Source organism: Desulfobacter hydrogenophilus, assembly GCF_004319545.1.
GTDB classification, from domain to species: domain Bacteria; phylum Desulfobacterota; class Desulfobacteria; order Desulfobacterales; family Desulfobacteraceae; genus Desulfobacter; species Desulfobacter hydrogenophilus.
Genome location: NZ_CP036313.1, coordinates 4,342,414 through 4,355,899, shown reverse-complemented (window position 1 = coordinate 4,355,899; position 13,486 = coordinate 4,342,414). Strand labels below are relative to the sequence as shown.

Annotated in this window: 12 protein-coding genes; 7 read left to right on the top strand and 5 right to left on the bottom strand. The window is 46.2% G+C overall.

Annotated elements, in window-relative coordinates; all coding sequences use genetic code 11:
- Positions 1 to 31: 31 nt before the first annotated feature.
- The 4 genes from EYB58_RS24255 (at position 32) to EYB58_RS19345 (ending at position 3,405) form a co-directional block, all read left to right on the top strand.
- On the top strand, positions 32 to 526 hold the full coding sequence (locus EYB58_RS24255) for a helix-turn-helix domain-containing protein (RefSeq protein WP_242637426.1): 495 nt from the start codon (positions 32 to 34) through the stop codon (positions 524 to 526).
- Positions 439 to 1,044 (top strand): IS630 family transposase, encoded by a 606-nt coding sequence (locus EYB58_RS24250; RefSeq protein ID WP_242637634.1) that lies wholly within the window; start codon positions 439 to 441, stop codon positions 1,042 to 1,044. The genes EYB58_RS24255 and EYB58_RS24250 overlap by 88 nt, the downstream gene beginning before the upstream one ends.
- A 240-nt stretch (positions 1,045 to 1,284) precedes the next feature.
- Positions 1,285 to 1,950 (top strand): fumarylacetoacetate hydrolase family protein, encoded by a 666-nt coding sequence (locus tag EYB58_RS19350; protein WP_242637442.1) that lies wholly within the window; start codon positions 1,285 to 1,287, stop codon positions 1,948 to 1,950.
- A 309-nt stretch (positions 1,951 to 2,259) separates the two neighbouring features.
- The gene (locus EYB58_RS19345; RefSeq protein WP_111960811.1) at positions 2,260 to 3,405 is read left to right on the top strand and encodes an FIST signal transduction protein; all 1,146 of its coding nucleotides are present in this window, start codon (positions 2,260 to 2,262) and stop codon (positions 3,403 to 3,405) included.
- A 171-nt stretch (positions 3,406 to 3,576) separates the two neighbouring features.
- Here EYB58_RS19345 and EYB58_RS24245 read toward each other — a convergent pair whose 3' ends face one another.
- The 5 genes from EYB58_RS24245 to hrpA all read right to left on the bottom strand — a co-directional run bounded on the left by EYB58_RS24245 (position 3,577) and on the right by hrpA (position 9,877).
- Entirely contained in the window at positions 3,577 to 4,182 is a 606-nt protein-coding gene (locus EYB58_RS24245) for an IS630 family transposase (RefSeq protein WP_242637634.1), read from the bottom strand.
- Positions 4,095 to 4,547, bottom strand: coding sequence for a helix-turn-helix domain-containing protein (locus EYB58_RS24240; RefSeq protein WP_242637441.1), 453 nt, complete (start codon positions 4,545 to 4,547; stop codon positions 4,095 to 4,097). Before EYB58_RS24240 ends, EYB58_RS24245 begins: the two co-directional genes overlap by 88 nt.
- A 339-nt stretch (positions 4,548 to 4,886) precedes the next feature.
- On the bottom strand, positions 4,887 to 5,078 hold the full coding sequence (locus EYB58_RS19335; protein WP_111957855.1) for a SlyX family protein: 192 nt from the start codon (positions 5,076 to 5,078) through the stop codon (positions 4,887 to 4,889).
- A complete protein-coding gene (locus EYB58_RS19330; RefSeq protein ID WP_111957853.1) occupies positions 5,071 to 5,799 on the bottom strand; it encodes a spermidine synthase in 729 nt (242 codons plus the stop codon). Before EYB58_RS19330 ends, EYB58_RS19335 begins: the two co-directional genes overlap by 8 nt.
- A gap of 55 nt (positions 5,800 to 5,854) precedes the next feature.
- On the bottom strand, positions 5,855 to 9,877 hold the full coding sequence (gene hrpA, locus EYB58_RS19325) for an ATP-dependent RNA helicase HrpA (protein ID WP_111957851.1): 4,023 nt from the start codon (positions 9,875 to 9,877) through the stop codon (positions 5,855 to 5,857).
- A gap of 279 nt (positions 9,878 to 10,156) precedes the next feature.
- Between hrpA and EYB58_RS19320 the strand changes: the two genes are divergently transcribed.
- From EYB58_RS19320 to ispH, 3 genes are read left to right on the top strand one after another with little or no spacing between them, the layout of a single operon-like run.
- Positions 10,157 to 10,915, top strand: a complete 759-nt coding sequence (locus tag EYB58_RS19320; RefSeq protein ID WP_111957849.1) for a ParA family protein — start codon at positions 10,157 to 10,159, stop codon at positions 10,913 to 10,915.
- The gene (locus tag EYB58_RS19315; protein WP_111957847.1) at positions 10,912 to 11,781 is read left to right on the top strand and encodes a ParB/RepB/Spo0J family partition protein; all 870 of its coding nucleotides are present in this window, start codon (positions 10,912 to 10,914) and stop codon (positions 11,779 to 11,781) included. Before EYB58_RS19320 ends, EYB58_RS19315 begins: the two co-directional genes overlap by 4 nt.
- A complete protein-coding gene (gene ispH / locus EYB58_RS19310) occupies positions 11,778 to 13,484 on the top strand; it encodes a 4-hydroxy-3-methylbut-2-enyl diphosphate reductase (RefSeq protein ID WP_111957845.1) in 1,707 nt (568 codons plus the stop codon). Before EYB58_RS19315 ends, ispH begins: the two co-directional genes overlap by 4 nt.
- Positions 13,485 to 13,486 lie beyond the last annotated feature (2 nt).

Sequence of the window (13,486 nt, the reverse complement as noted above, 5' to 3'; positions counted from 1 at the left end):
GTTATTTTAATTTGCATAGCAAGGATATCAGATGAAACGTACGGGTAGAAAATTTGTTTCTCCAATTGAGCCATTGGCATTAAAATGGCTGTCACTTATTGAATTTTCGGATGAAGAGTCAAACCGTACTAAACTTAGGGCTCAAGCAATTCGATTGAGCAACTCTGGGTATAGTATCAATCAGATTTCACAAATATGTTTGACTACTCAGGAAACAGTTTCGAAGTGGATCGATGGATGGGGAAAATATCAATTTGACTCTTTAATTGATAAACCACGTCCTGGAAGGACACCACTGATCCCTGGTGATAAACATGATGAAGTCATTGATATTGTAAAGAAAAATCCAAGACAACTTAAAAGTGCCATTACTGAAATAGAGGGAACGTTTGGTAAAAAAATCAGCGTAAAAACCCTGAAACGAATTATAAAAAAAAACTGCGTTGGTGTCGAGGACGGAAATCTCTCAAAAGCAAACGCAATGAGAACGAGTTCAGGGACGCGCAAAAGGAAATTGAAATCTTGAAAGATGAAGATAAGGCAAATATCATTGACTTGTATTATTTTGATGAATCTGGCTTTACCGGCGTGCCTGAGATTCCATATGCCTGGCAAGAGGCGGATGAGCAGCTTTTACTTCCGAGCGGAAAAACCTCAAGAATCAATGTGTTGGGTTTTTTGAATAAGCAAAATGACTTTTTCCCTTGCGTTTTTAATTGCTCGGTTACTTCAGATATTGTCGTGGCCTGCTTTGATGTTTTTTCACGTTCCATAACAAAAAGAACCATCGTTGTTCTGGACAATGCTCCAATACATCACAGCGCCATTTTTAAAGCTCAAGTTGGGACATGGGAAGAAAGAGGACTTTTTCTATACTTTATCCCCAAATATTCACCGGAGTTGAATCTGATTGAAATTTTATGGAAACATATCAAATACTTTTGGTTATCAACATCTGCTTATAAAGGATTTAAATTTTTGAAAGCTGAGTTGGATAATATATTGGCAAGTGTCGGTAAGGAATTTACAATTTCGTTTTCTTAACATAGATTTATTTTTGTCCATGTACTTAGATGTTAAGGACCGTAGATTAAATAACTTGAACGAAATAGTTTGCCTTTTGGCCCATCTACTTCGTTGCATCAAAGGTCCAATAGGACTGTTATTCAACCTTTAATGCGCCTTGTAGATGAACCAAAATTCGGCGTTATTTCTGCCCAACTTATTTAATCTGCGGTCCTAAGCGCTTTTGGATTTATTGTTGTCTAAAAATGGAAAAAGGAAATGATGATATATAAACATGTATTTAACGATGGGTCGGTGTGCGACCTGCCGGTGGGAAAGGTGGTTTGTGTCGGTCGCAATTATGTAGACCATATCAAGGAATTGGACAATCCCATGCCCACGGAACCTATTTTGTTTATCAAACCTGCAACATCACTGCAGCCGATCAGTCAGCCGATTGTGATCCCTGATTTTACCAAGGATTGCCACAATGAGACGGAATTGGCCGTGTTGATCGGCAAAAAGATTACCCGGGCAGGTCGGGACGAGGTAGAGGCGGCTGTTGCAGGTTATGCGCTTGCATTGGATCTGACCCTGCGGGATGTCCAGAAATCGCTGAAGGAAAAAGGGCTGCCCTGGGAAAAGGCAAAAGCATTCGACGGGTCCTGTCCAATCACTCCCTTTACTGGACCCGACGACCTTGCCAATCCCCAGGATACACGATTAAAGCTGGAAGTGAATGGTCAGGTGCGTCAGGATGAGAGTACAAAGTTGATGATTAACAAAATCTTTGACCTGATCGTCTACATGTCCGGTTTTTTTACGCTGTTGCCAGGAGATGTTGTCCTTACCGGGACCCCGGCCGGTGTGGCCGCTTTAAAATCAGGTGACAAGCTGGCGTTGGAGCTTGACGGCCGGTTTGGCTTTTCTGCATCTGTTGCATGAGGCAGTTTTCTATAGCAAGATCCAAATAGACAGACAATTACAACATTCTGAGGGTGTCCCGATTTAAAACGGTAGCCGAGAAACAAATAGGAAAACATGGGGCAGATCAGGCCAATGCAAACATAGGGTCAGACTCTGTTTTTCTTACCATTTTTTTTACAAATGCAGGGTGATGGGCAGTTTTATGGTTTGAGCTGCCTTGTAATTTCCCATGTTCCTATGTATGATATCATGAATTTTAAATGATAAAATTTCGTGTTTTTTTTACCCTTCCAATGAAATTTTTATTTACCAATTTAAAGAGTCATAATGAAGATATTTTCCAGTGTTCATGTTGAAACAACAGGTCTTCTGTCCGAACTGCACCGGATGATTGATTTGGCACTGGAAAATGGTGCAAAGTACCTGCTTGTTTTTTTGGGAAGTGAGCATGAATTTGACATTGAAGAACTCCCACCTTTGTTTGCATCGTTGCCAATACCTGCCTGTGCTGGTGTCTTTCCTGGTATTATTCATGATGAGATGCACTATCATAAAGGCGCTTTGGTCTGCGGATTTACGACACCATTATTCTCTACCATTTTAAAAGAAATAGCCCGCCCGAATATTGAAATTACCAATGAAATAAAGCAGTGGTTAGATGGAAAAGTACCTGCTGGAGCCATTGTTCTTATTGATGGACAAAGCAAGGGCATCGATAATGTAATTACATGTATTTATGATTGTCTGGGGCCAGCAATCAGTGTTCTGGGTGGCGGTGCCGGGTATTTGGACTTTTCCCATCGCCCCTGTCTCATTACGGCACAGGGATGTTATGAAAATGCATGTTTTATTATTAGTTTACCAGTCCCGTTAGCACTTGGCGTTCGTCATGGTTGGGAAAGTATTGCCGGGCCTTTTTTAGTTACAAGTGCCAAAGACAATTTAATTCAAAGCATTAATTATGAACCTGCTTTTCCGTTTTATGAGGGGATTATCAGGGAATATTGCAGTGAACCTATTGATTTTACCAATTTCTTAGAAATCACAAAATGTTATCCTTTGGGGATGGTGCAATTGGATAATGAGTATCTTGTCCGTGATCCCATTCAGAGACATGGTACCGCCATAGAATGTGCCGGGAGTGTTCCTCAAAATACCTTGATCTATATACTGAATTCTCAACCTGATATCTTGATTCAATCTGCTGCAAAAGCTGCCAAAGAGCTTAGAACGCAGTTATCCTCTGTTTATGAAAAACAGGAAGGCTATTATACATTCACCATCGACTGTATTTCCCGGCAGCTGTTTCTCGGGGATCAATACTGCAAAGAACTTGCTGGTATTAAAAAAGAACTGCCGAATCAACTGCCACCCATTGGGGCCCTGACATTGGGTGAAATTGCCAGTTCGTCACAAGGGGTTATTCGGTTTTTGAATAAAACAACAGTCATTGGAGGGCTTGGATCTGAATAACAGTGGAAAAACAGTCACCTTGAATTTAATATCTATCCAACATGAACTGGCAATGAATATTGGATTAAGTCTCCGGTTGGAACCCATGGTTAGAAAGTTTATGGAAGTTTGCCTGAGGCGTTTAGACGTAAGACGGGTTCATCTAAGTACATGGACAAAAATAAATCTATGTTAAGAAAACGAAATTGTAAATTCCTTACCGACACTTGCCAATATATTATCCAACTCAGCTTTCAAAAATTTAAATCCTTTATAAGCAGATGTTGATAACCAAAAGTATTTGATATGTTTCCATAAAATTTCAATCAGATTCAACTCCGGTGAATATTTGGGGATAAAGTATAGAAAAAGTCCTCTTTCTTCCCATGTCCCAACTTGAGCTTTAAAAATGGCGCTGTGATGTATTGGAGCATTGTCCAGAACAACGATGGTTCTTTTTGTTATGGAACGTGAAAAAACATCAAAGCAGGCCACGACAATATCTGAAGTAACCGAGCAATTAAAAACGCAAGGGAAAAAGTCATTTTGCTTATTCAAAAAACCCAACACATTGATTCTTGAGGTTTTTCCGCTCGGAAGTAAAAGCTGCTCATCCGCCTCTTGCCAGGCATATGGAATCTCAGGCACGCCGGTAAAGCCAGATTCATCAAAATAATACAAGTCAATGATATTTGCCTTATCTTCATCTTTCAAGATTTCAATTTCCTTTTGCGCGTCCCTGAACTCGTTCTCATTGCGTTTGCTTTTGAGAGATTTCCGTCCTCGACACCAACGCAGTTTTTTTTTATAATTCGTTTCAGGGTTTTTACGCTGATTTTTTTACCAAACGTTCCCTCTATTTCAGTAATGGCACTTTTAAGTTGTCTTGGATTTTTCTTTACAATATCAATGACTTCATCATGTTTATCACCAGGGATCAGTGGTGTCCTTCCAGGACGTGGTTTATCAATTAAAGAGTCAAATTGATATTTTCCCCATCCATCGATCCACTTCGAAACTGTTTCCTGAGTAGTCAAACATATTTGTGAAATCTGATTGATACTATACCCAGAGTTGCTCAATCGAATTGCTTGAGCCCTAAGTTTAGTACGGTTTGACTCTTCATCCGAAAATTCAATAAGTGACAGCCATTTTAATGCCAATGCTCAATTGGAGAAACAAATTTTCTACCCGTACGTTTCATCTGATATCCTTGCTATGCAAATTAAAATAACAACAATGATTTATTGCAAAGCAATAATAAAACAAGAATTATTTTTGTCCACCTACTTAGTGTCAGTGGGTTTGGCTCATGTAATCAACTTTAATCATGGTTGATTTTATAAAAGATATATCCTATTTTGTTCTTAGAGTCACTTTTTTGGAGATAAGGTCGTAATTTTAACAAACAAATGCATACACCCTAAAATAAAAATGCTGTGGGCAAAAAGATTTTGTTTTATTTTCGGGGACCCGGATCCTGCTCGCGGAGTGGCTGGCCTCTAATAGTGGGGCGGTTTCTCATTGGCCGGGCCGGTTGAGTTGTCCGGGAGCTGTTTTTCCAGCTCTTCAATGAGCCGGGTCATCCGGTCTATTTGTCTTTGCTGGTCGTAAATCACATCATTGAGTTCTTTAATGGCCTTTTCATGGAAGGCCAGCTTTGTCTCTATTTCTTCGAGCCTGTTTTCATTCATTATGGATCCTCCGGGATGATCTTCGTGGTTTTTGGGGTGGTTGTTCAAGCGGTTTTACCGCCAGCCAGATGGTGTGGCGGCTGCCTTTTTTACCCTTTACGGCCCGGACGGATACGGCCTCGGATCTGAACCCGCACTTTCCCAGCCGCCGGGAAAAGGCCTCGTCCATTCCCGCAGACCAGACGCCCAGAATGCCACCGGGGGCCAATGCCCTGAAGCATGCCTTCAGCCCGTCCGGTGAATATAGGCGGTTGTTGGTTTTCCGGGTCAGTCCCACAGGACCGTTGTCCACATCCAGAAGGATGAGGTCCCAGGTGACGGACTCTTGTTTGATCAAGTCTAAGACATCCCGGGTTTTTACCGTCGTTCTGGGGTCTGACAGGGGATTGCCGGCCAGGTTCCCAAAAAAAATTTCATTCCAGGAAACGACATCGGGTATCAACTCGGCCACAACGACGCTGCTCTCCGGGCAAATTGCGTTCAAGGCCGCTGAAAGGGTATATCCCATGCCCAGGCCGCCGATTAGGATTTCGAGTCTGGATGTTTTGTGACTCCGGGCAAGGGCCAGGTCTGCCAGGGCGTCTTCAGACCCGTGGACCCGGCTGTTCATCAGTTCTGTTCCGGCCGTGCGGATGGAGAACTCATCTCCCCGCCTGCGAAGGATCAATTCATTGCCCTCCTCCGGTACCTTGGCCCTGCCCAGTTCTACCCAGGGTAGCATATGTCCTCTCCTTGCATCAGGTCGTAATCATTTCGGAACCGTTTTTGAAGGGGCACTATACCATGGTGGAGACATCCAACAAAGCCTTATCCAGGCGTTTGGCTGAAATTTTGAACCGAGTTTTCAGTTCCTGGGCATATACGGAAATTTTATACTCTTCCAGCATCCAGAAAAACGTTTCCACTGCATTGGATTTTTCCGCTGAAGAGCCCGGGTCAAGGCTTGAAATCAGGAGGGCAAGCTTTCGTTCATAGGGGGCGACAAGTTCTTTTTTCTGGGCCTCTTTGACCGGGTTGTCCACCCATCGCCTGGCACGAATGGACAGGCATTCCAGATTTTTGGGCAGCAGCGCAATCCGGTTTAAATCATAAAGTTCCAGGAAATTGGCTGGGCACAGATTTTTCAGCTCATTGAATATAGCTGTCAATGCTTCAAAAATGATCGGTCGGTCTTTGAACGCAAGACTTAAGCTTTGCAGCAGATCAAAACAGGCGGCGTATTCCCGGCCCACGGTTAAAATGCTTTCCATGGCTTTCCGGCCAAGGGTGTACAGCTTTGGACGCAGCGTTTGAACATGGGCATCAAACGCTTTTTGCGTAAAGAGTTCTTTTTGAAAAAAGGCCTTTGCCATGGCATTGTAAGCCATTGCGGCAAAGGTGGGCCGGTCGTTAAAATAGGGGGCGATACGGCTTAGGCCTTCGGTCCTGGTTATATCTTTTTTCAATGCCTTGATATCATCGGGGAACATGATTTCAAACAGGCGGCCCACCCCTTTGGCGTGGCTTTCTAAGGCGGCTTGCTTTGTTTTGAACAAGGTTAACGTCATCCCGTGGGGGTCTTGCCCGCAGCAAAGGCCGGGAAAGGCTTTGCGCCGGGTTCCATTGCCTTCGTCTAAGTGGATTTCCTGTTCAAGATCAGAAAAATTCCATTCCTGAATCCCTGTTTTTTCAAAGGCTTTTTTTGCCCGCTCAAAGGCATTGGTTTTTTCGGCAGGGCGCCGGGTGGCAAAAGTCCCGAGTTTTGACAGGTCCCTTAACGATTTGATCTCCCTGTCTTTGTGGTCCCGAATGGATATCCGCATCTTTAAGTGATCCTCAAGATCCGTATCAGACCAGGCTGAAGCGGGAATCACAAGGTTAAAATGGTTGCGGATGACCCAGGACAGCTTTGAATATAAAGGTGCATCCGAGTCGGGCAGGTGGTCTGCAATAAACTCAGCCCGCTGCTGGATGGGCATCAATTTTACCCGATGGGTTTTGGGCAAGGCTTTGATCAAGGCGGCTATTTTTTCCCTGAGCAGTCCCGGTACCAGGGTCTCCACCTGGTGGGGGCGGATAAGTGCCGCATCCTGGCTTGGCACTTTAAGGGTGACCCCGTCCGTCTTTGCCCCGGGATTAAATTTGTAATCCAGGGCAAACTCCCCCTGGTCCGTGGTCAGGGTGTTGGGAAATTGGGCAAGAAACGCTTCGTCCACATCGGTTTTTTGCAGATCCCCACGGGTCATGCGCAGAAAGGTATCATCTTTTTTGTCTTTAATGAATTTGGCAAAGGTGCGGATGTTGTAAAAAGGTTTGGGCAGCCGGGACTGGTAGAACATATAGATTTCATCCTCCGAAGCCAGGATGTCCCGCTGGCGGGTTTTGTCTTCCAGGGTAGCAATTTCTTCTATGAGAGTTGTGTTGTGGGTCATGAACCCGAACTTCTGGTAAATTTCCCCCTGGACCAGGGCATGGCGGATGAACAGTTCCCCGGACTCTTCGGGATTAATTTTTCCATAGGCCACGGATCTGCCGCTCGCAAGGATAAGGCCGAATAAAGATACCTGTTCGGATGCCACCACCTCCCCGCGTTTCTTTTCCCAGTGGGGATTGCTGTAGGTGCGGGCGCAAAGGCTTTGGCCGATCTCTTCGATCCAGGCCGGATCAATATTGCCGACACACCGGGCAAAAAGCTGGCTGGTCTTGACATATTCTGCCGCCACAATCCAGTTGCCGGCTTTATTGAACAGGCCGGAACCCGGAAAGATGATGGCCTGTCTGCCCTTGGCTGCCGAGAAAAGGTTTTTTTCTTTTTTTTGGGCAATGCCGGCCAGATACCCGTGGAGAAGGGCCTTGTGGATGGCGGCATATAAGGGGCCTCCATGTTCAAACTGGTCGGCCTTAAGATCCGCGGTTTTTGAGTCTGCTGCCGGTGGAACCGTTTGTTTAATGCCGTGTTCTTTGATTATCCGGGTAATTTGGCCATGGATATCCTGCCACTCCCGCAGCCGCTTGAAGGATAGGAAATTTTCAATGCACCATTTGCGGAGGGCTGAACGTGATTTCAGCCGCGTTTTGGCGTCTATGCACGCATTCCAGATGTTGAGCAGAGTAATAAAATCAGATGCCGGGTCCTTGAACTGGGCATGTTTCTGGTCTGCAGCCTGGACCTTGTCTGCCGGTCGTTGGCGGATGTCGGACACGGTCAGGGCCGTGGTGATGACGACCGCTTCTTTAAGTACACCCGTATCTCCGGCGTTGATCAGGATGCGGGACAGTTTCGGGTCCATGGGCAGCCTGGCCATTAAACGTCCCGAGGGGGTAAGCCGGTATTTTTTGCCCGGTTTTTTTGGGGCACCTGTTTGTTTTTCGGGTTTGTGTGCTGTAATGGCGTTAAGTTCCAAAAGCGTGTCAAATCCGTCCTTGATGCTTTTGGGCGCAGGCGGATCAATAAAGGGGAAGGTGGAAACCTCTCCAAGCTGTAGGGCAATCATGCGTAAAATAACTTCGGCCAGGTTGGCGCGCAAGATTTCAGGTGTTGTAAAAAAAGGGCGGCCATTGAAATCATCTTCATCGTAAAGTCGGATGCATATGCCGTTTTCCACACGGCCGCAACGTCCCATGCGCTGGTTGGCGCTGGATTGGGAAACAGGGCTGACCGGCAGCGCCGTGGTCCGGGTTCTTGGCGAATAGGAGGGAATACGGGCAAGGCCTGTGTCCACCACATACTTGATGCCGGGGATGGTCAAAGAGGTTTCGGCCACATTGGTGGCGATCACGACCTTTCTGCCGGGGCCCGGGGCAAAGACCCGGGCCTGTTCTCCGGCAGACAGCCGTGCAAACAGCGGCAGAATCGTTACCCCGGAAAGGTTTTTGCCTTTAAGTATTTCCATGGTCTCTCCGATATCCTGTTCTGTGGGCATGAATATCAGGATATCTCCGGTGCGGGTGCGCATTAACAGCTCTGCGGTCTGTCCGGCGGCGGCCTCCACATAACCCTGGTCATCCGGGGCACCGGTGGTATCACCCGTGTTATGGTCATCTTCGATGGGCGCATATATCAGTTCCACCGGATACATCCGACCCGAAACCTCAATAACCGGGGCATTGTCAAAGGCTTTGGAAAATTTTTCCGTGTCAATGGTGGCACTGGTAATGATCAATTTGAGATCTCGACGTTTTTTAACAAGGCCCCGCAGAATGCCTAAAACAAAATCAATATTAAGGCTGCGCTCATGGGCCTCATCCACAATCAGGGTGTCATACTGGCTTAAAAATTGGTCCTGCTGGGTTTCGGCCAGGAGAATACCGTCGGTCATCAGCTTGATATAGGCACTGTCCGGTGTGTGGTCATCAAACCGGATTTTATATCCCACGGATTGCCCCAAAGATTCGTTGAGCTCAAAGGCAATGCGTTTGGCCACGGTCATGGCGGCAATGCGCCGGGGCTGGGTGCAGCCGATCATGCCCGAAATTCCACGGCCTGCTTCCAGGCATAATTTAGGAATCTGGGTGGTTTTACCGGATCCTGTTTCACCTGAAATGATTACCACAGGATGATCCTGTATGGTCTTAATGATTTTGTCTTTTCTGCCATTGATGGGCAAATCCGGGTCAAAGCGGATGTTTTGAGGCCGGTTGTCCATGCGCCGCTGCCTGGTCTCAGCCGAAGCCCGGGCTTTTGATAGAAGATTTTTTAAATTTTTTTTGTCTGGCTGTTGACCGGGTTTGCGCCTGCTGCGCAAGGCACGAGCCAATATATACCGGTCCCGGCACATGGCCTTTGGGATGAGTGCTTTAATCTGATCTGAAATTGACATAATACCGCCAATAGTAGCCAAGCTTTTGAAAATGTCAAATAAACCGTTTGACCCTCACAACTATTTTTTTATTGACATGCATTTTGGAATAGGGGAATAAAAGCATTGCTCTAATCGTTGGGGATATTCCCGGGGCAACAGGGGACGTGCTGTAGTAATATCAATTTATTGCTGGCGCTTATCATCCTGCCGTATCCTTAAAAAGCGGCCAAATCATCCGATAGATCGAATGGCTATATGTTTGCTTCTACACTTTAATTATGATAAGAAAATTGGATTATGACTCAGATCATCAGTATTGCAAATCAGAAGGGTGGGGTGGGTAAAACCACCACAGCAGTTAATCTATCTGCCTCCCTTGCCAAACTGAAAAAAAAAGTGCTGCTTGTGGATTGTGATTCCCAGGCCAATGCCACAACTGCTCTTGGGGTAGACAAACCCGCCTTGGAATCCTCTTTGTATGATGGATTGATTGGAGAAACCGGCATTGAAGATATGCTTTTACCCACCATGATGACGGGTCTGACCCTGGTGCCGGCCAATGTTGATCTCATTGGATTTGAGGTGGAAATGATGTCTGCCCCCAAAAGGGAAGCCCGACTCAAGGAACTTCTGGTTCCCGCGGCTGATAAGTTTGATTTCATTATTATCGATTGTCCGCCCGCGTTAAGTCTTTTAACACTGAACGCTTTTTCCGCAAGCCATTCCGTTGTCATCCCTTTGCAAAGTGAATTTTTTGCCCTGGAAGGATTAGGGCAGCTTTTAGATACAATTAAGCGAATTAAAAATGCATTTAACTCAAGTTTGATAATCAAAGGTATTTTGCTGACAATGTTCGATCGCAGAACCAATTTATCCCAGAATGTGGTGGATGACGCCAGGCAGTATTTCAAAGATTTGGTGTTCAAGACAAAAATTCCCCGGAATGTTAAGCTTGCAGAGGCCCCAAGTTATGGCCTGCCGGTTGTTCTGTATGATAAAACCTCACCAGGGGCTAAAAGTTATATGTCCTTTGCCAGGGAACTTTTAAAGCGATGATGAACAAGAAACGGAAAAATACCGGTCTAGGCCGGGGTATATCAGCCCTGATTCCCGATATGGAAGAACCCGAAGTCAATTCAGATTTTTTCTTTTGTAACGTTGATCAGTTAAGCCCTAACCGCTACCAACCAAGAACCCGGTTCAGTGAGGAGGAACTGGAACGGCTTACCCAGTCCATTGCCGAGCAGGGTGTTCTCCAGCCCCTTTTGGCCCGGAAAATGGATGGTGCCTATGAGCTGATTGCCGGGGAACGTCGCTTGCGGTCCGCAAAGGCAGCTGGACTTTCCCAGGTGCCCGTCATTATTTTGGATCTTACGGATGAGCAGGTGCTTGAAGTTTCGATTATCGAAAATATCCAAAGGGAAAATCTCAACGTGCTCGAGGAGGCCGAAGCCTATTTCCGGCTCATTGATGAGTTTGGATACACCCAGGAAAAGGTGGCCGAGAAAATTGGTAAGAATCGGTCTACCATTGCCAACCTGCTGCGTTTGCGCAGTCTTCCCGAAGAGATCAAGGAGAGCCTGATTGCCGAAACAATCAGCATGGGTCATGCCCGGGCACTGTTGGGGGCAGGCTCTGTTGAAAATCAGCTTTATTTGTTCAAACAGGTGGTGGAACACCACCTATCGGTACGGGAAACCGAACGTTTGGTAAATCAGGCTAAAAAACAGCCTCAGAAAATCGAAAAAAAAATGACTGCGGACGAAAAACAGTTTCTGGAAGAGACCTCGTCCCAGATATCCTCCCGGATCAATTCTCCAGTCTTCATAAAGAAAAGTGGGGGCCGTGGACGAATCGAGATCAAATTCTCCTCCGGATCCGAATTTAACCGTCTTGTGGAGTTACTGAGCAGAATTTCATGAAAATTTCAATTGCTAAAACCGCTGGTTTTTGTATGGGCGTCCGCCGGGCCGTGGACATGGTGCTGGATGCATCCAATAAGGCTAAGGAACCCATTTATACGTATGGCCCTTTAATCCATAATCCTCAGGTTCTGGAGATGCTGGAAAGCAAACAGATTTTTCGGATGGACACGATTCCTGAATCCGGAAAAGGCATTGTGCTCATCCGGGCTCACGGGGTGCCGCCCCAGGATGAAAAAGCCCTGGCTGATGTTGGATTCACCGTAATTAACGCCACGTGTCCCCGGGTGGTAAGGGTACAGGTCATTATCGATAAATATTCAAAAAAGGGCTATGACACCATTATTCTTGGCGATGAAAAGCATCCCGAGGTTATCGGCCTTTTGGGATATGCCCGGGATAAGGGACATACCGTCACCAATCTGGATGAGCTTCAGGCGCTTCCTATATTTGAAAAGGCTGTGGTAGTGGCCCAGACCACACAGAATACTAAAATTTTTGCGGATATCCAGGCTTGGTGCCGTAAAAATGTCCCCCATTACGAAATTTTTAACACCATCTGCGATTCCACGGAAAAGCGGCAGAATGAAGTCAGGGAAATGGCCGTTACCCATGATGCCGTCATTGTTGTGGGGGGAAAATTTTCCGGAAATACAAAGCGCCTTGCCCAGGTGGCTGCGGAAACCGGTAAACCGTCCATGCATATTGAACAGGCCTCGGAAATCGACTATGAATCCATTGCCCATGCAAAATCCATTGCCATTACCGCAGGGGCCTCCACCCCCAATTGGATTATCAATGATACCTGCAGTCGGGTGGAACAGGCGTTCAGGGAAAAACAGCCCGGGCGGAGAAAAATTATGGCCGTGATGGATGTGTTGATGAAAGCCAACATTATCCTGGCCGCAGGTGCCGCCTGTCTGACCCTGGGAGCAGCCATGATTTCCGGCGCAGAAAGCCCTGGCGTATCTGCGGTCATTGCCATGTTTTATATTCTGTCCATGCAAATTATGAACAACATGATGACCATCGGGTCCGACACCTACAACAAACCGGATCGTGCAGCCCTTTATAAGCAAAACAGGGGATGGCTTTTGTTGGTGGCGTTTTTGTCCGGTGCGATTGGGCTTTACCTTGCCTGGACAAGGGGATGGGGGTACTTTGGTGTGCTGCTTGTCATGATGCTGTTAGGCATGTCATATACCCGTACTATTTTCCCCTCCTTTTCCTCCGGACGTAAAATTTACCGACTTAAGGATGTGCCGGGTTCAAAAACCATTCTCATTGCAGTGGCATGGGGCGTTGTTACAAGCCTGATGCCCGGGATAAGTCTTAAGGCACACCCGGGTCTGACCCTGGTCGCCTTTGTTTTTACCACAGGACTATCGTTTGCCAGGACCGCTTTTATGGATATTCTGGCTATCCAGGGAGACAGAATTGCAGGCCGGGAAACTCTTCCCATTCTTCTGGGTAAAAAGAAAAGTCTTAAATTTGTTCATTACACCCTTGTGGCTACAATGATCATCCCTTTGATTTTATCTGTCTGGGGGTCGCCTGTTGTTTGCGGTCTTGCCTTGATACCGGCTTTTATGTTTATATTAACCATCCGGTATAAAACAGACAGTGATATTTCCGCTAATTTTTATGAGTTCTGGTTCGAATTCCCCTTGCTGCTTGCAGGCATAATTGCTGTTGCCGGCTGATA